Raw genomic sequence first — 25,277 nt, 5'->3', positions numbered from 1 at the left:
CCCGCAGCCAGGACGTCGATGGCCGCGCCGATGCACTCTTTCGCGCTCTGCATGAGCCCATGCCTCATCCTGGCCCAACAAAGCGCGTATCAATGCCGGCCGATCGCACTACTGCTCATGGCCCTTGATCCAGCTGTCAAAATCGTCTTGCGTCGAGATGCTGCCGTAGGCCCAGTTGTTGTTCCAGCAAACCCCATCCGTTTTTGCTCGTGCGTATTGCGAGCCTTCAACGGACACATTCTCGAAACGGGCACCGCTCAGGTCGGCATCCCTGAAATCGCAGGTTTTGATGCCGCCATTGCGAAATGTGGCGTTGCGCAGATTGGCATGCCTGAAATCGACATACAAATTGCAGTCCTGAAACACCACATCCTCCAACACCTGCCCCTCGAAACTCTCACGGCAGATCGTCAGGCCTTGAAAGCACCGTTCGCCGCGTTCGTATGCGGCTAATACTTCAGAGGCAATATCCGTACTGTCCATGTGCCTCCCGGTGCGCCGGCGCGCGCGCTGGCTCGCGCAGTGCCAGGCCTGACATCATCAATCACTCAATCAGACACGCGCCGCCTGTTGGCCTCGCCGCACTACGCCGGCAGCCACCAGCCCGATCCCAATCAGCAAGAAGCTTCCCGGCTCGGGCACCACCCGCACCGAGCCGCCATCGGCCGCCACGGCAATCTCGTTCAGGTTGGCGTCCAGGAACAGCACGTCGGAAAACGTCAGCGCCGCATTGCCGTTGCCGAAGGTATCGAAACTGAACAGCCCCAACTGGCCGCTGCCGGACGCGCCCGGCCCCGCGCCAACGAGCGTGTTGAACACGAACGAAATCGTGCCGGTCGCGTTGTCGATCTTGCCGCCGTCGCTGAAGGTCGTGCCGGCACCGCTCAAAAACGCGCCCTCCTTGACACCGCTCGCCTTGAGCAGCGCCGCATCGAAGCTGAGCGTGAATTGGTAGCCGTACAGGTCGGTAATATCCGAAATATTCACCGCCAGGTCGACCTTGCCGCCCGATACCACCGGCGACGGCACGGCGTTCACCGACAGGGTCGGAATGGCAAACGCCTGCGTGCTCGCGGCCAGCATCATGGCGGCGAAGAGTTTCTTGAATGTCGTCATCTGTTCATCCTCATGCCCCGTGGGGCTCAATATGCGGTAACGACCGGCCCGATGCGCACGCACCCGGCCGGCCGTGCTTCGGTCAGTTGCAGGCGGCGCCCTTGGCCAGGCGCTGCGCTACGTAAGTGAGGTCTCGTGCGTTGACGACACCGTCGGCCAGCACATCGGCGCGCGCGTCAAAACCGTCCTGGCCCGTGCGTTTGCCGAAAGCGGCCTTGACCAGCGCCAGGTCGGCGCAGTCGACGCTGCCGTCCATGTTCTGGTCGCCCGCGAGGTGGATGCCGAAGTCGGCGTTGGAGATGTCGAAGAACACATTGCCCACCGCTTCCACCTTGATCCGGGCCGCCGCCGCCGGCGCCGCCGGCAGGGTGACCTGGGCGCTGCCGTTGTTGGGCACGCCTTCGGCCAGCAGCACCGGCCAGGTCTTGCCGCCGTCGGTCGAGAGCGCGATGTTCACGCTGGCCGCGCCGACCGGGGCCACGTCGGTGTTGGCGACGTTCCAGGTGACGGTCTGCAGCGAGCCCGGATCGAGCGTTTGCGCCGTATTCGGCGACGTGACCAGGAACGGGCCGGCCTCGGGCGCGAGCACCAGCGAGGTGCCGGCGCTGTTGACGCCACCCCGGCCGTCGCGCGCCGTCAGCTTGAAGTTGAGCGAGGCCGGCGCCGCGTTGGTGCCGGCCAGGCCGACGTAGGCTGCGGTCGGAAGATATTCCGAATAGCACTCGATGTCGGCCAGGCTCGGCGGCGTGGCCGCGACGGCGCACGCGCCCGTGACCGCGTTGGTGTTGTTCGACAGGATCTGCGCCAGGTCAGGGAACACCCGCGTCGGATCGGCCGTGGTGTGGTTTTCGCCCGGCGAGTTGTACTCGAGCGTGGCGGCGGCGCTCACGGTGGCGCGCGTGCCGAACTGGCGGAACAGCGGGCCATTGAGCTTGACGTTGCTGGTCAGCCCGGTGCCGCCGGCGGCGCCCCGGTCGTTCTGCTCCCACATGTAGGTGATCGGGTCGCCATCGGCGTCGGTCGCGCTGCCGGTCAGGGCGAACGGCGTGCGCACCGGAATCGTGTAGCTGGCCGCCACCGTCACCACCGGCGCGTTGTTGCCCGTCGCGGCGACGCTGCCGCCACGCGTGGTCGGCCCGCCCACGGCGACTTCGCCGACGAAACCACTCGATCCGGCCGTGAAGTCGACCAGTTGCAGTGGCGCGACATTGAGGCCGGCCAGCTTGCCGTTGAACGTCACGGTAAACGCCGCGTCGCTCAGGGCGCTGACGGTCACCGTGCCGCCCGCCGGCCAGCCCGGACTGCCTTCCAGCGCGGCCTTGACCCCGGCCGTGGTGTAGTTGGTGCCGCGTACGATCGGCGCCGACAGGTTGCCATTGACCTTGATGCGGAATTGCTGGCCGGCCGTATTGAAACCGCGCAGCGCGGCGACCTGCACTTCGTTGAGGATCGACTCGGCGCTCGAGGTGTAGGCGACGACTTCATCGAAGCTGCGCTGCGACCAGTACGGATCGCTGTGCGGCTGCAGGTTGTCGGCGCCGCAAATGCCGGCGTAGGCCATGATCGATGAGCCGCTGCCCACTTCGACCGAGGTGCCCGGATTGCGGTTACCGCCGCTGCAATTGGAGATGACGCCGTTGAAGGTATGGTTGCCGGCGAACTGGTGCCCGAGTTCGTGCGCCACGTAGTCGACCGCGAACGAGTCGCCAATCGGTTTCGGCAGGCCGGTGCAGCCCTGCGCCTTGCCGTTCGCGCCGACCACGCCCAGGCTGGCGACGCCGCCGCCGTTCAGGCCGAGCGCGATGTGGCCGACGTCGAAGTTGCCGGCGCCGGCCAGCAAGCCGGTGACGACACGGTTGCGCGACAAGGTGCCGCTGCCGCAGCCTTCGGCCTGGGTCGGCGTAAAGCACGCCGCCGCGCCGCACGGGCCGTTGGGCTCCGTCATCTGGGCGGCGGTGTCCAGGTTCAGGGCGTCGGTGGCGTCGATCAGCACCAGGCGGATCGAGGTCTCGTCTTCATACACTTGCGAAACCCGATTGATCAGCGTCACCTTGGCGGCGGTGACGTTGGCAGCGCCGCCGAAATAGGTGGCGTAGGTCGGGTCGGTGACCAGCGCCAGCCGGTAGGTGCGCAGCTGGTCGCTGACGGCCACGTTCGGCGCCATGGCGCCATCCATCACGCGAAACGGCACGGCGCTGGTGTTCTGGCCGTCGGTGGCGCTCAGGTCGAACGCGCCGGCGCGGCCTGCCGGCAGGGTCACGCGGATCGTGCCCCTGGCATCGGCCGTGGCGGTGGCGCTGTGCAGGGTGGCCGTGTCGGCTTCGCCGCGCACGGTCAGGTTGACAGTGGCGCCGGGCACGAAGCCGGTGCCAAGCACCTCGACCGGAACGCCTTCTTTATAGAAGGAATGCGACAGCGCCAGTTGCGCTTCGGGCAGCGCGCCTTCGACCAGCGGGCCGTGCTGGTTGATCAGGTCGCTGCGGCTGTAGCTGGCGTACAGGCTGGTATCGAGATGGTAGTACGGGTCCACATACCAGCCGCCATTGGCCGAGCGTACCGAGGCGTGCAAGCCGAGCGGGGTGATATCCATGCGCAAGGTGGCGCTCGGGTCGTCGATACCCCTGCCCTTGTAGGTCTTGATGCCGGGGTGCCTGGCGGCGAGCGCGGCTTCCATGATGGGGGACTCGACCAGGGTGAAGCGCTGGTAGCCGCCATCCGGGTGCGGCAGCGAGATGGTCTGGCTGCTGGCCATCATGCTGCTGCCGCGTTCGAGCGGGGCGCTGGCGGTGAGCGAGGCCATGCCGGCCGCGTCCAGGGTGGCGCCGCGGAAGCGCTTGAGCGAAAGGGCCGGTGTCTTGGCGCTGGCGATGCCCATGCGGCCGCTCGAGACGGTCGCATCCTGCCAGTACGGGGCGGCGCGCTGGCTCGAGACCGGCGCGGCGGCCGGTGCGGCCACGGCGGCCTGCGCCAGGGGCGCGGCGGCGGCGAAGGCCAGGGCGATACACAGGGCAAGGGAAGATTTCTTGCATGCGGCGCTACGCGGATGTTGCAACCCGCCGTTGTACAGCGGATTCCAAGGCTTCATTGTCATGCGGTGCCCTTTCGCGGCTTGGTGAATATATTGGTCGTGGTGAGATGTCTTCCTGCGCATTGTTCCGGATCAACGGGCATGTTTTTTGGTCAAAAAAGCCGCCCTGGCCTGGCTGCAAATAATGCAACTAAACTGTACTAATAGTATTGCTGGATTGGCATTTGACACAAGATTAATTTTGAATTTCTGCAACAACCGGGTGGGCACATGCCGGGTGGGTATCAAGGAGGGATTCCACGCTCAAGGCGTCGTCAGGAATCGCCAATGATCGACCCTGGAAATGCATTACTTCCTGCCCTTCATGGTTTTTCGTGCAGTACCGGCTTGACAAAGGATGAACGCATGGATAACTTAAGACATCCACGTGAGGAACAACATCGTGACTACCCCAACCACGACCGATCAAATCGCATTTCGCTACCATGCGACCGATAGCGCCACCGGTCTCGCAACGAGACTTCTACCGCAATACGACGCCGACGATGGCCCCCTCACAGACGAGCAAATGCGTGACATCGACAATGCGGTACCACAAGGCGTCAAACGCTCTGTCAGGTCGAGCCTGTTTGACATCGAGACCCCATGAAACCGCTGTGATGGGCCGAGCCTACCGCTGGAGAGCGCGCCGTCGACTTGCCTGATACCAGCGAGTGGTTCTCGGTGCCCCCTGCGGCGCCGCATGGACGAATACCCAAGCTGGGCATCCTTCATCCCTCCCTGATCCCGGCGGTTCAAGCGGCATACCGCGCCGCGACGCAATGAGAGTCAACCCGGTGGCGCAGCAGTGCTGCCAGAGAGTCATTCCCAGGCCCACGATTGCAATTGCCATGCAATCCGGGTCTCGTCTATAATGATAATAATTCTCATTCACATTTGTCGGTGCAGGGCACCTGACCAGGAATCGTGTCATGTCCGTTGCCGCGCCGGCGCTTCTGCAGCAGGTCCACCACCTGTACAGCCACCACCACGGATGGCTGCGCGCCTGGCTGCGCAATAAGCTCGGCTGTTCGCAGCGCGCCGCCGACCTGGCGCATGATATTTTCCTGCGCCTGCTCACGCGCGACGAACCGGTCGCGATCGACCAGCCGCGCGCCTTTCTCACCACCGTGGCCCAGCGCGTGCTGGCCAACCACTGGCGGCGCGAGCAGATCGAGCGCGCTTACCTGGACGCGCTGGCAATGGCGCCGGCGGCGCTCTCGCCCTCCCCCGAAGAACGCGCCATCCTGCTCGAAACCCTGGTCGAGATCGACCGCCTGCTGGCCGGCCTGCCGGCGCAGGTCAAGCGCGCCTTCCTGCTCGCCCAGCTCGACGGCATGAGCCAGGCCGACATTGCCGCCGAGCTCGGCATCTCGCTGAGCACCGTCAAGCGCCACCTGGTGCGCGCCGGCGCCCAGTGCTACTTCGGCCTGGCGCCCGATTGATGGCGGCGCCGGACCCGGCCGGCGCACGGCCGGTGCCGGCCGCCGTGGCGCGCCAGGCGGTCGAATGGCTGGTCGAACTGCAGTCGGACGAGGCCGGCGAGGCCACCCGCGGCGCCTTGCAGCAATGGCGCGCCGCCCACCCCGAGCACGAACGCGCATGGCAGCACATCGCCGCCGTCAACGCCCGTTGGCGCGGCGCGGCCGGCGCTGCGCAGCTGTCCCACGCCGCCCTGCTCGACGCGCCCGCCGCCCCGGCCCGTCCCCTGCCCCGGCGCGCCGCGGCCAAGACGCTGGCGGCCCTGCTGTGCGCCGGCGGCGGCGCCTGGCTGGCGCACCAGCAAGCGCCGTGGCGCGAATGGCGCGCCGACGCCCGCACCGGCGCCGGCCAGCGCCGCACCATCGCGCTGGAAGACGGCGGCACGCTGGCGCTCAACAGCGGCAGCGCGGTCGATGTGCGCTTTTCCGCCACGCAGCGGCGCGTGCGCCTGCTCGCCGGCGACATCCTGATCCATACTGGCAAAGACCGCGCCGCCCGCCCTTTCATCGTGGAAACCGCCGAAGGCGAACTGCAAGCGCTCGGCACCCGCTTCGCCGTGCGCCAGCATGCGGGCGCGAGCCGGGTCGATGTGTTCGAAGGCGCGGTGGCGATCCGCCCGCGCCACGCCTTGCACGCGCCGCTGCGCATCCTGCGCGCCGGCCAGCAGGCCCGCTTCAGCGCCGATGGGGTCGACGCCGCCCGCGCCGCCGACGACGACAGCGTCGCCTGGGCCGATGGCATGCTGGTCGCCAGCGCCATGCGCCTGGCCGACTTTCTTGCCGAGCTCAGCCGGCACCGGCCGGGGCGGCTGGGCTGCGACGCCGCGATTGCCGACCTGCGCGTGTCCGGCAGCTACCCGCTGGCCGACACCGACCGCATTCTCGACACCCTGCGCACCACCTTGCCGGTGGAGATACATTTCCTCACGCGCTACTGGGTGACGCTGCGCCCGGCACGCCGATAAACAATATTTTCCGCATCCTGAGCTGTTTTCGATTCTCGCGTGACATGCAAGGTGAGCACTCGACATCTTCAACTTTGCAAAAGGAATCCACCATGCGGCAACGCACTCAAGCACCCCACCATCGACGGCCCCGTTTCGCCCAGCGCGCGCTGCTGGTCGCCATCGGCCACGCGCTCGCTACCGGCCTGGTCGCCACGGCCGCCTTGCCGGGCGCCGCGCTGGCCGCCGACGCGGCGCCGGCTCGTCAAGCCTACGCCATCCCGGCCGGCCCGCTGGAAGGGGCGCTCAATCGCTTCGGGCGCGAAGCGGGCATCTTGCTGTCGTTTCCGAGCGCTACCACCGCCGGCCTGTACAGCCCCGGCTTGAACGGCAGCTACGCGGTGGCCGACGGCCTGGCCCAGCTGTTGCACGGCAGCGGCCTGGCGGCCGTGGCGCAAGCCAATGGCGGCTACGTGCTGGTCAAGCAGGCCCCGCTCGCCGCCGCAACGACCGCGGTGGCGGCGCCGCCGACGCGCACCCAGGCCCTGTCCGGGATCACCGTGACGGCGCGCGCCGACGCCGAAAGCCCGAGCGCGCCGCTGGCCGGCTATGTCGCCAAGCGCAACAGCACGGCGGCCAAGAGCGCCACCGCGACGCGCGACATCCCGCAGTCGGTCTCGGTCGTCACGCGCGACAACCTGGACGCGCGCGGCGTGTCCAACCTTGCCGAAGCGCTCGAATACGTGCCGGGCTTCACCCCGCGCACCTACGGCCGCGACGACCGCTATGACTGGTCGATCGCGCGCGGCATCGGCAGCACCAACGGCGGCAATTACCGCGACGGCCTGAAGGACGCAGGCAATATGTACGCCATGCCGCGCCTGAACAGCTACGGCGTCGAGCGCGTCGAGTTCTTGCGCGGCCCGGCCTCGCTCATGTTCGGCAGCACCATCCCCGGCGGCACGGTCAATTCGATCACCAAGCGCCCGACCGACGAGGCGCAGGGCGAGATCCGCGTGCGCGCCGGCGACATCGAGCGCCGTGGCGTGGCCGGCGATATCTCCGGCGCCCTGAACGCGGACGGCTCCCTGCTGTACCGCCTGGTCGCCCTGAGCGAGCAGTACGACCTGATGACCCCCGGCACGAGCAAGAAGGAGCGCTACTTCGCCCCCTCGCTGACCTGGAAGATCGACCGCGACACCACCCTGACGGTGCTGGCGAATTACCAGGAAGACCGCATCGCCGGCGACGCCTATCCCTTCAAATATGTGGAAGCGGTGGGCCATTACATTCCGGTTGCCGAGAAAGGCTGGGACCACTTCGAGCGCAATCAATGGTCCACCGGCGTGCTGTTCGAGCGGCGCATCAACGACCAGCTGAGTTTTCACAGCCGCAGCCGCTACGGCAAGGTCAAGCTCGACTACCAGGTCAACTTCCTCACCGGCCTGGTGAGCGACAGCGTGGTCGTGCGCCGCGCGCAGCACATCAACGATTACACCGAGAGCCGCCAGAGCGACAACTACCTGGAGTTTCAGTGGAACGCTGGCAAGTGGGCCAACACCACCATCGCCGGGGTGGACCTGAGCAAAATCAGTGGCAACTCCTTGCGGGGCACCACGCCCAACAATCAGTTCGACCTGGGCACCGGGACCGGCCCGTTCGCCGCACCGCAGCTCAAGCCCGACTACGCCGCCACCACCCGCCAGAGCGGCGTGTACCTGCAAAACCAGGCCAAGTTCGACGAACAGTTCGTGATCGTGACCGGCGTGCGCCAGGACCGCTTCCGCGAAAATGCCGTCGCCGCCTGGGTCAACGGTCCGGTAGGCACCAACAAGACCACCGGCCGCCTGGGCGGAGTCTGGCTGCTGGCGGGCGGCGTGTCGCCTTACGCGGGCTACTCCACCTCGTTCGAGCCGCAGGCCGGCGCCACCTTCGACGGCGTCAGGTTCAAGCCGACGAGCGGGCGCCAGTATGAAGTCGGGGTGCGCTACGAGCCGGCCGGCGCCAACGCCATGCTCTCGGCCGCCGTGTTCGATATCGTCCAGCAGAACGTGGCCGCCGCCGATCCGTTCAATCAAGGGTTCAACGTGCAGCGCGGCGAAGTGGGATCGCGCGGGCTCGAGCTCGAAGCGAACGCCAGCCTGGTGCGCGGCATCGACGCCACCGCCAGCTACAGCTACACCGACGCCCGGGTCACGCGCGATACCAATCCCAAGCTGGTCGGGCGCAAGAATGGCCAGGTGCCGGCCCACAAGGCGGCGCTGTGGCTCTACGCGCGCGTCCCGGGCGAATGGGTAAGCGGCATGAAAGCCGGCATGGGCGTGCGCTACAACAGCAAGGTGCCGGACTTCGAAAACACCCGCTGGGTGCCGGGCGTGACCTTGTTCGATGCGCGCCTGGGCTATCAGGTCGGTACGCACTGGGAATTGTCGCTCAACGCACGCAACCTGTTCGACAAGAAACATCTGGGCAATTGCAGCGATGGCGATTGCTATCCGGGCGACCGGCGCGAACTGGTCGCCACGGCCAACTATCGCTGGTAGCTTTCACGCGGCGCGCTAGCTCAGCAGTACGCGCCGCGTCCCTCCCGTTTTACAACACCCGAAAAAAATAGATAGGGGTCCGGACGTGCGCGCCCTTGCTTTGCGCTATAGTTTTTGCATAAGAAACTTAGCCAATCAACTATTTCTTCTGGGTGGTGTACCGTATGGAAATTACTGGTTCCACAGTTCTACTTCAGCCTGGCATGTATATCCTGCGCCATCCCAAGCAGGGCATGGCGCCACTGTCGATCGCACGCGCGCCCGGCGCGCGTGGTGACGGCACGCTGGAAACGCTCGGCACGCCCGGCACCCACAACGCGGTGCTGCGCGACGGCAGCGACTGCATCGTCGTGCATGTCAGCGGCGGACCGGTCAGCCTGCTCGTGACCGCATTTCTCGAACAAAAGGGCGACCCAATCCCCGCGCTGCGCGTCGACCAGATCGGCCTCGACCGCCCCGGCGCGAGCGCCGCGGTCCCGGCCGCGCGGGCGATCGTGCCCGCGCCGCCAGCGGCCGGCGGCGTCCAGATCGGCGCCCAGGGCATCACCCTGATCGGCCATGTGGAGCGCGACGGCGACATCATCGCCGCGCCCGGCGAGCTGCTCGGCGACCCGCGCAGCCTGCTGCGCCTGGAAGGCTTCCAGGTGGTGTGGCCGGACCGCCCCGACGGCGTCGACCTGGCCTACAACATCGTGGTCGAAGGCGGCGGCGCACTGCCGATGGTCAAGAGCGGAAAATTTTGCGGTACCCGCGGAGAAGCGCGCCGCATCATTGCTGTCACCTTCGCCCTGATCGGCCCGCGCGCCAGTCAATGGCGGCTCGATGGTACAGCGTACTTCAGCGGCGGCTATCAGGTGCCGCTGCAATCTGCCGTACCGCTGAGCGGGCCATCCGGGCTCGAACATCTGACGGCAGTCAACCTGAGCGCAACATTGGACGAGCAGGTCGGCGCCCAGCGCAATCCCTGGCAGGAATCGGCCAGCACCAAGGTGTTCAAGTCCAACGGTACCGCACAGCAACTCGCTTCCTGAGCGGCGTGCGGTCGCCAGGACCGGCTTGAGCAGGCGTCTCAACGACAAGAGGAGAACTACTTATGTATGAATTACCGAGCGCGAGTGCCACCACTACCCTGCGTGGCATCAATCCCCTTATCTTCACCCAGGGCACCATCGACCGCATCTTGCAGCTGACCGCCGCCGTCGACAACTCCGTGCGCTTCGATACCGTCGCGCCCGACACCAACGGCAAAATTACGGCCCCGTTCGGCGCCGAAGTGGTGCTGGTCAACTCGTCCGACAATTTCGTCGCGGCCATGACGCCACCGCCCAATGCCCCGGTGATCGTGTTCCAGGGCAAGGGCGGCGTCAACGTCAGGTTCGAGGACAGCACCGCTTCCGTGCCGGACAACAAGGTCGACCGCGTCGTGGTCGGCACCAACGGCCCCGACAAGTTCGTGATCGCCGATACGCGCGACACCCAGCTCAACCTGGGGACCGGTAACAGCGTGGTGCAGACCGGCGGCGGCAACGACACCGTCATTGCCGGACTGGGCAACAGCACCGTGGTCGGCGGGACCGGCAACGCCATCGTCCAGCTCAGTGGCAACGCCGCCGATTACAAGGTCACGGTCAAGGATGGCCACGCCATTGTCACCAACCTCAAGGACCTCAAGACCACCGATATCACCAAGCTCCAGTTCGTCCAGCTCGACGGCACCCAGGCGCTGGTGTTCGCCGAGGATTTCAAGGAGGCCGGGGTGGCCACCATCTACGAAGCCGCGCTCGGTCGCACGCCGGACGCCGGTGGTCTCGATTTCTGGCTCGACGCCGCACGCGCCGGGGTATCGCTGGAAAGCATTGCCCAGAGCTTCCTCAACTCGACCGAATACAAGGCCCTGCCGGCACAGGACAACCAGCAATTCCTCACTACCCTGTACCGCAACACCTTCGACCGCGCGCCGGATGCCGAAGGCCTGGCATGGTGGACCAAAGTGCTCGACAGCGGCGTGTCGCGCGCATCGGTGCTGGCCGGTTTCGTTTCCGACGCCGGGCAAAGCCTGGAAGGCACCGCCGCCCACATCGAGCCGGTCGTGGTCGGATCGGTGACCGTCGTTCACAATATCGTCTGAACGTGGTGGCGAGCGCGTCGGCAACGGCGCTGCCCTCGGCCTGGCGCTCGCCACGCCTGCGGGACGACTTTTTGCTGTCGCGCGCGGTCGGGGCGTTCCAGGCCGGTTTCCCGGCCGACGCCCTGCTCGGCGCGGAAGCGCTGTGCCGGCGCCATGCCGATCTGGTGGCGCCGGCATTGCTGCGCGCCGTTATCCTGCAATCGCTCGGCTCAAACCTGAGCGCGGCGGCGTGGCTGCGCGCCTGGCGCCGCGATCCGCAAGACCCCAACATGCAAGACAAGCTGCTGGCCGCCTGGCTGGCCGCCGGCGAGCCGGCCCGGGTGGCGTCGCTGGCGCCGGCCCTGCTGCCGCGCCGCTGCCGGGCCGGCAACCACGCCAGCCTGCTGGCGCACGCGCAGTCGGCCGGCCTTGCCCCGGCCGGGGCCTGCTGGCGCAGCGGCGCCGACATCGAAGGCATGCTGTTCGACGCCACGCCAGCGGCCAGCCTGCTGCTGCACGACGAGCATAGCGGGCAGCACTACGAGGTGCGCCTGGAGGGCGCGCGCTTCCGCTTCGCGCCGCCGCATGCGGACGGGGTCTGGTCGCTGGCCTTGCCGGGCGCTGGCGCCTGCCTGCCCGGCTCGCCCCTGGTGTTCGCCGCGCCGCGCCCGGCCAGTGCTACGCCGGCGCCGGCGCAGCCAGCGCCGCTGACCGTGCTGGTGCCCCTGTATCGCGGCCTGGAACAGGCGCAGGCCTGCGTGGCCAGCGTGCTGGCCAGCCTGCCCGCCAACCGCATCGACGCGCGCCTGCTGCTGATCGACGACGCCAGCGGCGAGAGCGCGCTGTCGGCCTGGCTCGACACCCTGGAAGCCGATCCGCGCATCACTGTGCTGCGCAACCGCTACAACCTCGGCTTCATCGAAAGCGTCAATCGCGGCCTGCGCCATTGCGCCGGACACGACGTGCTGCTGCTCAACGCCGACACCCTGGTCCATGGCGACTGGCTCGACCGCATGCGCGCCGCGCTCTACCGCGCGCCCGACATCGCGTCGGTGACGCCATGGTCGAACAATGGCGAGATCAGCAGTTTTCCCGACATCGCCCGCGCCGCGCCCGTGCCCGACCCGGCCCGCCTGCGCGAGCTCGACGAGGGCGCCGCCGCGCTGCACCGCGAGGGCGCCACGGTCGATGTCGAGGTGCCGGCCTGCTGCGGCTTCGCCATGCTGATGCGCGCCGGCGCGCTGGCCGCCATCGGCACGCTCGACGGCGCCGCGCTCGAACGCGGCTACGGCGAGGAGGTCGACTGGTGCCTGCGCGCACGCGCCGCCGGCTACCGCCATTACGTAGCCACCGGCGTGTTCGTGGCGCACGCCGGCGGCGTCTCGTTCGGCGCCGAAAAGCACTTGCGGGTACAGCAGAACCGCGCCGTGCTGGTGGCGCGCTATCCCGACTACTACCCCCAGTACCAGCGCTTCCTGCGCACCGATCCGCTGGCTGCGGCGCGCGCCGCCCTGGCCCGGCGCGCGGGCGGCGCCGAGGCGCCCATGCCGGCCGCGCAGCCAGCCACCCCCGCCTGCGCGCCAGGCACGAGCGTGGCCTCATCGTGCACCCGCATCGCGGTCTGGCGCCATCGCATCGGCTCGCCGCAGGCGACGCAGGTGCTGGCCCTGGCGCGCCTGGTCGCCGCGCGCAAGGACGACAGCGTGCGCCTGCTGGTCATCGGCGAGGTCAGCGAACTGCTGTGGGGCACCGGCGTGGTCGACGCCCTGCCGGCGGCGACCCGCCACGGCGAGGCGCTGCTGGGCGACACCGAGCTGCTGACCATCGGCGCCTGCGCCGTGGTGCTGGTGTGCGAGGGCGACGACGTCCCGGCCGGGATCGACACGGTGCGCCTCGGTCCCGCCTTCGACGCCCGTTACTGGTTCAGCGCCTGGCTCGGCGTGCCGCCGGCCGCCGCCGCGCCGTTCCGCTTCGCCCAGGCCGGCGCCCGATGAGCGCTAGCGCGGCTGCCTGCCCGACTCCCCCGCCAACCGCGTGCGCCGCCGCGCGCGTGCGACGCCTGCTGCACGTCGGCTGCGGCGCGCGCAATGGGCGCGCGTTGCCGGCCTGCTGGCACGGCCCCGCATGGCACGAAATCCGCCTCGACATCGACCCCGGCGTCGCGCCCGACATCGTCGCCAGCATCTGCGACCTGTCGATGCTGGCCGACGCCAGCGTCGACGCGGTCTACTCGGCCCACAACCTGGAGCACCTCGACGCCTTCGAGGTGCCGCGCGCGCTGGCCGAGTTCCGGCGCGTGCTGCGCCCGGACGGCTACGCGGTCATCACCCTGCCCGACCTGCGCGCCATCGCCCTGCATATCGCCGCCGGCCAGCTCGACGCGCCGCTGTACCAGTCCGCCGCCGGCGCGATCAGCCCGCTCGACATGCTGTTCGGCCACCAGGCCGCGCTGGCCGCCGGCCACCGCCACATGGCGCACCGCACCGGCTTTACCGCCGCCAGCCTGGGCCGCAACCTGCTCGGCGCCGGCTTCGCCGAAGTGCGCGTGCACGAGGGAACCCGCTGGGACCTGTGGGCGCTGGCCTGCATGCCCGCCACCGGCGCCGCCGTGTGGGACGAGCTGGCCGGGGTGATGCAATGAAGATCCTGTTCATCCACCAGAATTTTCCAGCCCAGTTCCAGCACCTGGCGGCCAACCTGGCGCAAGAAACCGGCAACCAGGTGGTGGCGCTCGGCCTGGACGGCGGCGTGGCGACGCCCGGCGTGGCGCCGCCTGGCGTGACCCTGCGCCGCTACCAGCTGCTGCGCGCGGCCGGCGCCGACACCCATCCGTTGCTGGCCGAGCAGGAAACCCATGTGCGCTACGCCGAAGCCTGCGCCGCTTGCGCCATGCAGCTCCAGCGCGACGGTTTTACACCGGACATCATCTATGCCCATCCGGGCTGGGGCGAGGCCTTGTTCATCAAGGACGTGTTCCCGCACGCCAGGCTGCTGATCTACTGCGAATACTATTACGCGCTGGAAGGCCAGGATGTCGGCTTCGACCCCTCGCTGCCGCCCCTGAGCCTGCCCGAACGCTGGCGCCTGCGCCTGCGTAACAGCACCAACCTGCTCAGCATGGAACTGGCCGACGCCGCCCTCTCGCCGACGCACTGGCAGCGCAATACCTACCCGGCCGGGGCGCGTGACAAGATCAGCGTGATCCACGACGGCGTCGACAGCGAACGGCTGCGCTTCAAGCCCGATGCGCGCCTGGCGCTGCCGCTCGCGCAGGGCGGCATGCGCACCTTCCAGCCCGGCGACGAAGTGGTCAGCTACGTGGCGCGCCACCTGGAGCCGATGCGTGGCTTCCAGGTGTTCATGCGCGCCCTGCCCGACCTGCTGCAACGGCGCCCGCAGGCGCACGTGATCGTGGCCGGCGGCGAGGCGTGCGGCTACGGCCACGCGGCCCCCGGCGGCGCCAGCTGGAAAGAACACATGCTGGCCGAGGTGGGCGACGGTATCGACCTGGCGCGCGTGCATTTCACCGGCCAGCTGGCGCCGGCGCAGTACCTGGACCTGCTCAGCATCAGCCGCGTGCATGCCTACTGGAGCGTGCCGTTCGTGCTGTCATGGTCCTTCCTCGAAGCGGCCTTGTCCGGCTTGCCGGTGATCGCCTCGGCCACCGCGCCCGTGCTCGAATTTGCCGCGCGCCTGGACGTGCCTACCGTCCCCTTCTTCGACGCCGCCGCCTTTGCCGACGCCCTGGCCGAACGCTGCGCGGCCGGCCCGCAAGGCCCGCGCCAGCCGCGCCACCTGCCCGACACCGACCTGGCGCAGTGCCTGGCGCGCCAGCGCCAATGGTTGGGGGCCAGCTAGCCGCAACCGTCTTTCCAACTCCCTCTACCGATTCAGGAGACAGCATGGATGTCAGCAGCAACGCGGTATCGAACGATCGCGCCGGCAACGGCGCACTGGCCGGGCGCGCCATCCGTGGCCTGATCGAGCGCATCGGCCCTGACGGCGTCAGCGGCTGGTGCCTGGACCTCAATTGCCCGCAGGAGCAACTGGCGCTGGAGTTTCGCGCCGGCGGCAAGCCGATCGGCTTTACCACCTGCAGCGTGGAGCGCGACGATGCCGGCGGCTTCGGCTTCCACTGGCCGCTGCCGCGCCACATGCCCCAGGTCGCGCTCGACACGCTCGAAGCCTGGGTCTTCGACACCACCATCAAGCTGGCGCGCGCCCCCGCGCAAGATGGCGGCGCGCAGCCGGCGCGCCACCCCAGCGGCGCCATCGTGCTCGAACAGGTGGAAGCGGCCGGCATCGGTGGCGTCATCCACGGCGCCGGGCCGGGCCAGGCACTGACCATCGAACTGCATGCCGATGGCGTGCTGCTGGCGGCGCAGGAGAGCGGCCCGGTTTTCCTGCTGCCGGTGCCGGACGCGCTGTTCGACGGCCAGTTGCACCAGCTGACCCTGCGCGTGCCGGAACTGGGCGCCCAACTGGCGCTGCCGCGCGAACTGAGCGTGTTTGCCGCTGTCGACGCCGGCAACTACCACGTCCGCAACGGCATCCTGTACGGCTGGATCGATCCGCTCGGGGTGCCCGGCGGCGCGGCCGAGCTGCGCGTGGACGACGGCCAGCGCAGCCTGGGAAAAATGCCGGTGGACGCCGGCGCCGAACCCGGCGCGGCCTTCCACTTCAAGTTCGAGCTGCCGCTCAGGCTGTACGACGGCGAAGCGCACGCCATCGCCATCAACCTGCACGGCACCCGCTGCCGCCTGCGCACCCAGGGCGGCGCGCTCTCGCTGGCATGGCGCTATCCGGTGGTGGGCCGGGTCGACCGGGTCGGCCCGAATGGCCTGCACGGCTGGGCGCTTGACACGCGCGACACCAACCAGGTGCTCACGGTCGGCCTGTACGAGGGCGAGCAGTTGCTTTGCCAGGGCCAGGCGCAGCTGGCCCGGCCCGACGTCAACAAGCTGTTGCAAACCGGCGGCAATCACGGCTTCGAACTGCTGTTCCCGGCCGCGCTGTACGACGGCCAGGCGCGCCGGATCAGCGTGCGGGTGGACGGCATGCCGCTCAATTTTCGGCTCGAATACGACGTGCCGCTGCTGCTCGCGCCCGAGCAACTGGCCAAGATCGACCCGGCCGAGCGCTACCAGGGGTTTGTCGAACAGCTCAATACCGGCATGATCATGGGCTGGGCCTGGGACCGCAAGAACCCGGCGGTACCGGTCCACGTCGCCATCTATGTCGACGACACCTTGCTGGCGGTGGCCGAGGCCAACCGCTTCAGCGCGCGCCTGCGCAGCGACAACCGGCATGGCCACCATGCCTTCCTGTTCAGGTTCCCGACCCACCTGATGAACGGCGCCCAGCGCAAGATCCGGGCCGTGATCGTCGAAGGCGGCCTCGGCCTCAAGATCGAGAACGACAGCCTGCGCTTCCCGCTGGTCGACTTTTTCGGGCGCCAGATCGCGCCCCTGCCGGACGGCCACTACAGCCACCGCGCGCCGCCGCAACTGTGGCAGGGCCGGCGCGCGCGCCTGCCGGCGCCGCTGGCGGAACCCGGCACGCCGCTGATCTCGATCATCGTCCTGAACTGGAACGGCGCCACCATCCTGCGCGACCTGCTCGAATCGATGTTGCGCATCGACTGGCTGCACGACTACGAACTGCTGCTGATCGACCACGGCTCGGTCGACGCCAGCCTGGCCGTGGCGGCCGACTATGCCGACCGGTTGCCCTTGCGCATCCTGGCGCGCGGCGTCAATTTTTCGTTCGCGGCCTCGAATAACTACGGCGCCGCCCTGGCGCGCGGGCGCTACCTGGTCTTCGCCAACAACGACCTGGTCATGCTGCACGACTGCCTGGCGGTGATGCGCGAACACCTCGACGATCCGCAGGTCGGCGCGGTCGGCCTGAAGCTGCTCGAGCCGCTCGCCAGCGGGGCCGACGCCTGGCGCTACGTCACCCATCACCAGGGCGTACAGTTCAAGGTCGACACCCTGGCCGGCAAGGGCCAGCGCTATTACGCGCCGATGGAAATCGGCGAGCAGCCGCACGCCGACCTGGCCGGCTGCTACGACCTGCCGGTGGCCACCGCCGCCCTGCTGATGTGCCGCGCCGAGGAATTCAAGGCCGTCGGCGGCTTTTACGAAGGCTATGTCTACGGCATGGAAGACGTGGACCTGTGCCTGGCCCTGCGCCTGAGCCTGGGCAAGGCCGTGCTGTGCGATACCGCCGCCGTGGCGCTGCACAACCGCAGCGCCACGCGCGACTCCAAGATCCGCGCCGGCGCGCACCAGAAAATGTACTCGGCCAAGCTGCATGCGAATAACCGCAACCTGTACATCGGGCGCTACGGACGCCAGCTGACCCGCACCATCCTGCGCTCGCTGGTCGAGGGCGACACCATGTGGCGCCCGGCCCCGCTGCGGGTCACCATCGCCGTCACCGCCACCGCCATCAGCACCCCGGCCGGCGACTTTTTCACGGCGCTGGAACTGGGCGAGGCGCTGCACCGCCTGTACGGCTGGGAAGTCATGTTCGCGTCCATGCCAACCCACCAGTTACCCGGCACCGACGTGCTGGTGGTGATGCGCCACGATTACGCCATCGAAAAAATCAGCGAAGCCAATCCGGGCCTGGTCACGGTGGCCTGGGTGCGCAACCGGGTCGACCAGTGGATCGACGCCCCGCACCTGCAAGCCTACCAGTTGGTGTTTGCGTCGTCGCAGAAAGCGATCGCCCATCTGCGCGAGGCCACCGGCATCGAAGCGACCCTGCTGCCGATCGCGGCCAACGCCGCCCGCTTCAAGCCGCTGCCGGCGGCGCCCGAACACGCCAGCGACGTCACGTTTACCGGCAGCTACTGGGGCGCCGAGCGCGAAGCGATCGGCCTGCAAGACCTGGCGCGCGAGCGCTACCGCTTCGCCATCTACGGCCACGGCTGGCAAGACCGGCCCGACTGGAAGGCCCACTGGCGCGGCGCGGTGCCGTACGCGGCGCTGCCCGAAATCTACAACTCCGCCAAGATCGTGCTCGACGACAGCCACCCGGTCACGCGCAACTGGAACTCGCTCAATTCGCGCGTGTTCGACGCCTTGGCTACCGGCAAGCTGGTGCTGACCAACTGCCGTGGCGGCGCCGAGGAACTGTTCCCCGGCCTGCTGCCGGCCTTCGACGACGAGCAGCAACTCCAGGCCCTGCTGCGCCATTACCTCGACAACGACGAGGAACGCGAGGCGCTCGCCGCCAGGCTGCATCGGGAGGTGCTGGAAAAGCACACCTACGACGTGCGCGCCGCCACCTTCCGCGACGGCCTGCGCGGCCTGCTTCGGCACACCTTGCGCTTTGCGATCAAGATCGGGGTGCCGTCCATGGACCAGCGCGAGCAATGGGGCGACTGGCACTTCGCGCTGGGCATCAAGCGCGCCCTGGAAAAACGCGGGCACGTGGCCCGGATCGACATCCTGCCCGACTGGTACTGCGGTCTCACCGCCGCCGACGACGTGGTGATCGTGCTGCGCGGGCTGTCCCAGTACCAGCCGCAGCCGACCGCCATCAACCTGGCGTGGCTGATCAGCCATCCGGACGATGTGACCGTGACCGAACTGCAGCAATACGACCATGCGTTCGTGGCTTCGAACAGCTTTGCGGCCTGGCTGGGCGAGCGCATGGGCGACCAGGTCAGCCCGCTGCTGCAATGCACCGACCCGGCGCTGTTCTATCCGGAGCTTGACGAGGAACTCGATGTGCCGGAGGTGATTTTCGTCGGCAATTCGCGCGGCCAGCTGCGCGAGGTGGTGCAGTACGCGCTGGCCGGCGGGGTCGACCTGGCCGTGTACGGCGGCCTGTGGGAAGGCATCCTGCCGCCGCAGATGGTGCGCCAGACCTATATTCCCAACGCACGCCTGCGGCATTACTATTCGGCCGCCAAGGTGGTGCTCAACGACCACTGGAGCGACATGCGCGACCAGGGATTCGTGTCGAACCGCCTGTTCGACGCCGGCGCCTGCGGCGCGACCATCGTCAGCGACGATATGCAAGCGTGCCGCGCGCTGTTCGGCGATGCTGTACATTACTACAACACGCCGGAAAATCTGGCGGCCGGGGTCGCCAGGCTACAGCGCGGCAAAGCAAAAACTGACAGGGGAGGCAAACGCTTGCGTGAACTGATCATCGCCAATCATACTTTCCAGCACCGCGTCGACGACATCTTGCAGGTCGTCGCACGGCTGGCGCCCGACACCGTCGCCGCCAGCGCGCCCGTTGCCGCCGTGGAGGCCGCATGAGCGCCGTCCTGAACGCCGACACGGCGCTCCAGCCGCCGCTGCCACCGGCCAGGCTGCGCTTCATGGCCGAGACCGACGAGTCATTCTTGCCGATCTGCGACCACCTGTGCCGCACCGTGCTCAGTCACAATGTCGACCTGGGCTGCGACCTGCTCGACGTCGGCTGCGGCTACGGCCGCCTGGCGTACGGGTTGCGGCGCGCCGGATTTCGCGGCAGCTACCGCGGCTTCGACATTTTGTCCACGCAAGTCGACTGGCTCAAGCGCAACTTTGCGCAAGCGCACGACGCCGCCCGCTACGATTTCGACTTCGCCAACGTGCATAACGCCCGCTACAATCCGGGCGGCCTGCCGTTCGAAGACATCACGCTGCCTTATGCCGAGGCCAGCTTCGACTGCGTCACCTCGTTTTCGGTGTTTACGCATATGTACGAGGACGACATCCGCCACTACCTGCGCCGCATCGGCCCGCTGGTGCGCCCGGACGGCAAGTGGCTTGCCACCTTTTTCCGCCTGCCGGACGATTTTTCGCTGCTTACCCAGCACCCGGCGATGCGCTACCGGCTGACCGAGCAGATTTCCCCGCACGCCTTCATCCACAACCCGGCCGAGCCGCTGCATGTGATCGCCTACAAGGACGCCTTCCTGCGCCAGGTGTTCGCCGAGGAAGGCTGGACCGTCGCATCGCACCACCCGGGCAGCTGGCTGGGCGACCCCAACGACGGCGAGTTCCAGGACTGGTTCGTGCTGCGCCGCCAGGGCGCGCCCGCGCAGGAGCTGGACCCGCCCGCACCAGCGGAAGCGCTGGCGCCGCCTGCGCCTACGCCGGCCGCACCCGCCTGCAACATCTGCGGCGGCAGCGCCTTCGGCCCCGGCCCGGCCGGGCGCCTGGCCAGCACCGGCGCGCCTCCCTGCTGCCAAAACTGCGGCGCGCTGGAGCGCCAGCGCGTGGTGCGCCACATGATGCAGGCCATGCCGGTCGGCTTTCTCGACTGGCGCCGCAGCCTTCAGTTCAGCCCGGACCCGGCGCACAACCCGGCCTGGTTCCGCAGCCATGAAGTGTCGGTGTACGACGGCCCCGGCAGCCTCGACATCCAGGCCATCGCGCGCCCGGACGGCAGCTACGACTACCTCACCGTCAGCCACGTGCTCGAATGCATTCCGCGCGACCTGGCCGCCTTCGACGAGATGCACCGCGTCCTGTCGCCGCGCGGACTGCTGCACATCGGTTTCGGCGGCAGCCAGCTGCGCGCCGTGACCGAAGACTTCGACGTTCCGGTCGACCGCTACGCCAATGTGCACCGCTACGGGCGCGACGTGTACCAGCGCTTCGGCTGCGCCGGCAAGGGCATGGGCATGCTGGCCGTGCAAGGCATTGACCCGGTCACCGGCGCTTCCGACGTGGCCCACCTGTTCGCCAAGGATGCGGCCGATATCGCGCGCGTGCGCGCCTGGCTGCTGGCCTGGGACCCGGCCCTGGTCATCGTCGACGAACAGCTGCCATGATGCGCGAGCCGACGCCGGCCTGCCAGCTCGCCGACGCGCACTGCAACCTGTGCGGGGCCGGCATGCGCGAGGCGCACGACGCGCTTTGCCCGGTGTGCGCCAGCAGCGCGCGCCAGAGGGTGATGCGCAGCGTCTTCCAGGCGCTCCCGCATGGCTTGCTGGCCTGGCGCACGCTGGCGCCCGCGCCCGCCCCGCACGGCCTCGATGAACGCTGGTTCGCCGGGCGCGCCACGGCGCCCGACCTGGCCCTCGCCGAGCCGGCGGACGTGGTCGAAGCGCTCGACAGGGTCTCGGCGCGCGGCGTCGTGTACCTTGGTGGCGATGGCGCCGCCCTGGCCGGCTTGCTGGCCTTGCACTGCGCGCCCTGTTCGGTGATCGCCATGGACGTGGCCGACCCGGGCAGCCCGGCGCGCCTGGCCGCCAGCCTGCTGCTGCGCGATGGCGCCGACGCGGCGCGCTGGCTGCCGTATCTGCAGGCGCGCCACGGCCAGGCCGCGGTGGCGGCGCGCGTGGTCGAGGACCCGTTCGCACCGCTGCGCGCCGAACTGGCGTGCTGGGAAGCTGAAGAACTGGAGTGCGGTTTGTGGTGGCGCGACGACGACCTGGTCGCCGACAGCCCCGCCCTGCGCCGCCTGGCCGCGCTCTCGCAGCGCCACGCCGCGCCGGTGCTGGTGGCGGTCATTCCCGCCCAGGCCGACGCCGCCCTGGCGCGCGCCACCGAAGACGGCATGCCGACCCTGGCCTTTTGCCAGCACGGCTGGAATCACACCAACCATGCGGCGCCGGACCAGCCCAACGGCGAATTCGGGGCGGCGCGCGAAGCGGTGGAGGCCGAAGCGGACCTGGTGCGCGGCAGCGAACGCATGCGCGAGCTGTTCGGCGAACGCTTCATGCCGGTCATGGTGCCGCCCTGGAACAAGCTGGCGCCGGCGCTGGCGGCGCGCCTGCCGGCGCTCGGCCTCTACGGCGTGTCGCAATACCTGTCCGAGCCGTATACCCCGGTCGATGGGCTGGTGCGCGTCGATACCCACCTCGACATCGTCGACTGGCGCAACGGCGCCGGCGTGCGCGAGCCGGCCGCGCTGGTCGGGCGCCTGGTGGCGATTTTGCAGATGCGCCGCACCGGCCAGTTGAGCGAGCCGATCGGCATCCTCAGCCACCACCGCGTCATGCTTGATGGCACCTGGCGCTTCCTCGAGCGGCTGCTGGCCGTCACCGCCGATTTTTCCTGCGTGCGCTGGCTGCACCCGCGCGACGTATTTGACGAGAGCACATCCATGATCCAAAAAGAAGCGCAATGCGCTGCCTGATCGTCGGCGCCGCCAAGACCGGCACCACGGCGCTGCTGTACGCGGTGGCGCAAGCGATGGGCGGCGAGCCCGTGATTCATTTCGAGGAGCGCATCGCCACCCTGCCGCCGCTGGCGCCGCACACGGCCGCCAAGCTGCTGTTCGAACAGGAGCGCGCCGACGACATCGCCGCCTTCGGCGCCGGCTTCGAGCGCCGCATCCTGCTGGTGCGCGACCCGCGCGATAACCTCATCAGCCGGCTGCTGTACTTGGTGGCGTCGTCCCGCGTCCAGATGGACGATGCCCCCTGGCTGCGCACCATCGCCGCGCTGCTGCAACGCAAACAGCAGGACCCGGCCTCGGTGGCCCTGCAAGCGTTTCCACAACTGCGCCCGCCATCGGTCCTGCTGGAGCGTACCTGCGCCGCCAACGAGGCGCTGGCGGCGTTCGCCGCCGCCCATGGCGGCGACTGGTTCATCCTGCGCTACGAAGACCTGGTGGCGGGCCGGCTGGACGCCCTCTCGGCCTACCTCGGCCTTGCCGTGCGGGCCGACCCCAAGGTCGATCCGACTTACCAGCGCGTCACGCGCACCAAGGGCGCCGGCGACTGGCGCCACTGGTTCACCCGGGACGATGTGGCGCACTACCGGCCGCTGCTCGACCCGCTGATGCACGCCCTCGGCTACGCCGACGACTGGACCCTGGCCGATCCGCAGCTGATCACCCCCGAGCACAGCTGGGTGTATTTCGAGCGCCTGGTGCGCGAACGGCGCCAGTTCTTCGATTTAGCGCCGCTCACGCTGCCCACGCCCGGCCAGCAGGGGCCGGCGACGCCCATGCGTCTGGGCAAGGCGGACGTCGTCAACCGGCTGATCCGCAAATTCGGCTTCAAGCGCTATCTTGAATACCACAAGTTCGACGGTTCCGGCTGTTTCGGGCAAGTCGCCTGCGACAGCAAGACCCAGGCCTATATTCCCGAACATAATTACCTCGACGGGGCCAACACCGAGCGCCTGCTGCGCACGGCGGCCACGGTGGCGCCGCACGACATCCTGGACCTGGCGCAACTGCTGGAGCGGCACGCCGGGCAGCGCTTCGACATCATTTTCTACGATCCGGTGCACCTGCGCCCGGCGGTGGACGATGCGCTGCGCGCCTTGCCGGCGCTGCTCAATCCGGGCGGCGTACTGGTGGTGCACGACTGCAATCCTGAAAAGGAAGCCTGGACCAGCGCGCAACGCAGCCCCGGCACCTGGTGCGGTGAAACCTACAAGGCCTTCGCCCTGCTGCGCCACCACAATCCGGGCCTCACCGCAACGGTGGACGAGGACTACGGGGTCGGGCTGATCTGGAACAATGGCCTGGTGCTCGATTATCCGCTCGCCGATCTCAACTACCAGCAATTCGCGGCCCAGCGCGCCTCCTACGCCGGCTTGATCAGCTACCACCAATTCCAGTCCAAAACGGCTGACGGCGACATCGCCACCCTGTTCGGCGCGCCGGCCGCTCCGGCGCCGCTGCGCTTCCAGAGCGCGCCGGCAGCGGCGCCGCGCATGGCGAGCCAGCTGTTCTGGCGCGGGCCGGAGCAGGACTTCAGCGAAGAGCAGGCGCTCAGCCTGCCGATCGTGCTCGATGGCAGCGAGCAGGTGCTGCACTTCACCTTTCCGCATGGCGTGGCCGGCATCGAGCGCCTGCGCTTCGACCCGGCCGACGGCATCCTGGCGCTGCGCCTGGCGTCGATCGAACTGATCAGCCCCAAGGGCGCGCTGATGTGGCGCTGGGACGCCGATGGGCATGCCGGCCAGGACTGGCGCGCCGTGCGCTTTTGCGAAGTCGATGGCGCAAGCCTGCTGCTCACCACAGGCAGCGATCCGCAATTTCATCCGGCCTTGCCGGGCAGCGTGCGGGCCCAGCTCGGCGCCGGTTGCAGCCTGTCGGTGGTGATGGCGCCGCAGCCACCGCTGGTCGGCGCGCTGCTGGCCGCGCTCGACCAGGCCCGTCAAGGAGCATCGAATGAATGACGTCGTAAGCGACACCGTGCAAACCGCCGCGCACTGGAACGCGCCGCCGCCTTTGCCGCGGCGCACGCGCTGGTGGCAATCGAAGGCCATCGTGCGCCACATCAACCAGCGCATCTCGGGCGTGGCCAGCGACGGCACCGAGGGCGGCGACCTGGCCCTGCTGCGCGCGCACAATGACGGAACCCCCTTCGCGCGCGCCGTCTCGGTCGGCTGCGGGGCCGCCTACCACGAGCTGCAATTGCTCAAAGCCGGCGTGGTCGAGCACTTCGACCTGGTCGAAATCGCCGCCAGCCGGGTCGCGGCAATCCACGCCAGCGCCGCCGCCATGGGCTTGAGCGCGCGCATCTCGGTCAGCAGCGCCGATCCGTTCGCCGGCGCGGCGTCCGGGCAATACGACCTGGTGTACTGGCGCGACGCCCTGCACCACATGAACCCGACCCTCGACGCCGTCGCGTGGAGCCGGCGCGTGCTCCACACCGGCGGCCTGTTCTACATGCACGAGTGCGTGGCGCCGAGCTACATGCAATGGAGCGATCACCAGCTCGACCTGGCCGAGCGCGTGCGCCAGATGCTGCCGGCGCGCTACCTGGACAATCCGCACCAGCCGGGGTGCCTGATACCGGTGCGCAGGAGCCGCCCGAGCATCGCCGGCGTGCGCGCCACCGATCCGAGCGAGTGCGTCGACAGCGCCAACATCCTGCCCAGCGTACGGGCGGTGTTTCCGAATGCGGCGGTGGTACCGGCCGGCGGCATTGTCTACATGCTCGCGCTGAACGATATCCTGGCCAACCTGGACGAAGAGCGCGACGACGGCCTGCTGGCCGCCTTGCTGGCGATTGACGATATCTACAGCGATGCGGGCGACTTCGTGTACGCGGTGGCGCATGCGCGCAAGCTCGATCCGGCCGCCGCCTACGCCTGA

16 protein-coding genes are annotated in these 25,277 nt (G+C 68.6%); 13 read left to right on the top strand and 3 right to left on the bottom strand.

The genetic code is table 11. The features are described 5' to 3' along the window. Positions 1-108: 108 nt before the first annotated feature. The 3 genes from F0185_RS07630 to F0185_RS07620 all read right to left on the bottom strand — a co-directional run bounded on the left by F0185_RS07630 (position 109) and on the right by F0185_RS07620 (position 4,207). Positions 109-483 (bottom strand): pentapeptide repeat-containing protein, encoded by a 375-nt coding sequence (locus F0185_RS07630; protein WP_167223114.1) that lies wholly within the window; start codon positions 481-483, stop codon positions 109-111. Positions 484-552: 69 nt separating this feature from the next. Then, positions 553-1,116: a cohesin domain-containing protein gene (locus F0185_RS07625; RefSeq protein WP_167223425.1), complete on the bottom strand. Its 564-nt coding sequence runs from the start codon at positions 1,114-1,116 to the stop codon at positions 553-555. A gap of 82 nt (positions 1,117-1,198) precedes the next feature. Continuing rightward, positions 1,199-4,207 carry a reprolysin-like metallopeptidase gene (locus tag F0185_RS07620; RefSeq protein ID WP_229476813.1) on the bottom strand — a complete coding sequence of 1,003 codons (3,009 nt, stop codon included), beginning with the start codon at positions 4,205-4,207 and terminating at the stop codon, positions 1,199-1,201. Between the two features lie 908 nt (positions 4,208-5,115). Between F0185_RS07620 and F0185_RS07615 the strand changes: the two genes are divergently transcribed. From F0185_RS07615 to F0185_RS07555, 13 genes are all read left to right on the top strand, one after another. Continuing rightward, the gene (locus tag F0185_RS07615; protein ID WP_167223112.1) at positions 5,116-5,628 is read left to right on the top strand and encodes a sigma-70 family RNA polymerase sigma factor; all 513 of its coding nucleotides are present in this window, start codon (positions 5,116-5,118) and stop codon (positions 5,626-5,628) included. Continuing rightward, positions 5,628-6,629, top strand: coding sequence for a FecR domain-containing protein (locus F0185_RS07610; protein WP_167223110.1), 1,002 nt, complete (start codon positions 5,628-5,630; stop codon positions 6,627-6,629). The genes F0185_RS07615 and F0185_RS07610 overlap by 1 nt, the downstream gene beginning before the upstream one ends. 92 nt (positions 6,630-6,721) lie before the next feature. Beyond that, positions 6,722-9,151: a TonB-dependent siderophore receptor gene (locus F0185_RS07605; RefSeq protein WP_167223108.1), complete on the top strand. Its 2,430-nt coding sequence runs from the start codon at positions 6,722-6,724 to the stop codon at positions 9,149-9,151. A 203-nt stretch (positions 9,152-9,354) separates the two neighbouring features. Then, a complete protein-coding gene (locus F0185_RS07600; protein WP_167223106.1) occupies positions 9,355-10,182 on the top strand; it encodes a hypothetical protein in 828 nt (275 codons plus the stop codon). A gap of 62 nt (positions 10,183-10,244) precedes the next feature. Then, on the top strand, positions 10,245-11,279 hold the full coding sequence (locus F0185_RS07595; protein WP_167223104.1) for a DUF4214 domain-containing protein: 1,035 nt from the start codon (positions 10,245-10,247) through the stop codon (positions 11,277-11,279). A 5-nt stretch (positions 11,280-11,284) separates the two neighbouring features. Next, positions 11,285-13,252, top strand: coding sequence for a glycosyltransferase family 2 protein (locus F0185_RS07590; RefSeq protein ID WP_167223103.1), 1,968 nt, complete (start codon positions 11,285-11,287; stop codon positions 13,250-13,252). After that, positions 13,249-13,899, top strand: coding sequence for a class I SAM-dependent methyltransferase (locus F0185_RS07585; protein WP_167223102.1), 651 nt, complete (start codon positions 13,249-13,251; stop codon positions 13,897-13,899). The genes F0185_RS07590 and F0185_RS07585 overlap by 4 nt, the downstream gene beginning before the upstream one ends. Further along, on the top strand, positions 13,896-15,116 hold the full coding sequence (locus tag F0185_RS07580; protein ID WP_167223100.1) for a glycosyltransferase: 1,221 nt from the start codon (positions 13,896-13,898) through the stop codon (positions 15,114-15,116). The genes F0185_RS07585 and F0185_RS07580 overlap by 4 nt, the downstream gene beginning before the upstream one ends. A 44-nt stretch (positions 15,117-15,160) precedes the next feature. Then, positions 15,161-19,540 carry a glycosyltransferase family protein gene (locus tag F0185_RS07575; protein ID WP_167223098.1) on the top strand — a complete coding sequence of 1,460 codons (4,380 nt, stop codon included), beginning with the start codon at positions 15,161-15,163 and terminating at the stop codon, positions 19,538-19,540. Then, the gene (locus F0185_RS07570) at positions 19,537-21,045 is read left to right on the top strand and encodes a class I SAM-dependent methyltransferase (RefSeq protein WP_167223096.1); all 1,509 of its coding nucleotides are present in this window, start codon (positions 19,537-19,539) and stop codon (positions 21,043-21,045) included. Before F0185_RS07575 ends, F0185_RS07570 begins: the two co-directional genes overlap by 4 nt. After that, positions 21,042-22,355: a polysaccharide deacetylase family protein gene (locus F0185_RS07565; protein ID WP_167223094.1), complete on the top strand. Its 1,314-nt coding sequence runs from the start codon at positions 21,042-21,044 to the stop codon at positions 22,353-22,355. Before F0185_RS07570 ends, F0185_RS07565 begins: the two co-directional genes overlap by 4 nt. After that, positions 22,343-24,355 carry a hypothetical protein gene (locus F0185_RS07560; RefSeq protein ID WP_167223092.1) on the top strand — a complete coding sequence of 671 codons (2,013 nt, stop codon included), beginning with the start codon at positions 22,343-22,345 and terminating at the stop codon, positions 24,353-24,355. The genes F0185_RS07565 and F0185_RS07560 overlap by 13 nt, the downstream gene beginning before the upstream one ends. After that, positions 24,348-25,277 carry a class I SAM-dependent methyltransferase gene (locus F0185_RS07555; RefSeq protein WP_167223090.1) on the top strand — a complete coding sequence of 310 codons (930 nt, stop codon included), beginning with the start codon at positions 24,348-24,350 and terminating at the stop codon, positions 25,275-25,277. Before F0185_RS07560 ends, F0185_RS07555 begins: the two co-directional genes overlap by 8 nt.

The sequence above is a fragment of the Massilia rubra genome (assembly GCF_011682065.1).
In the GTDB taxonomy this organism is placed as follows: domain Bacteria; phylum Pseudomonadota; class Gammaproteobacteria; order Burkholderiales; family Burkholderiaceae_D; genus Telluria_A; species Telluria_A rubra.
The sequence above is the reverse complement of the archived record's forward strand: the minus strand, read 5'-3'. Positions and strand labels throughout refer to the sequence as shown.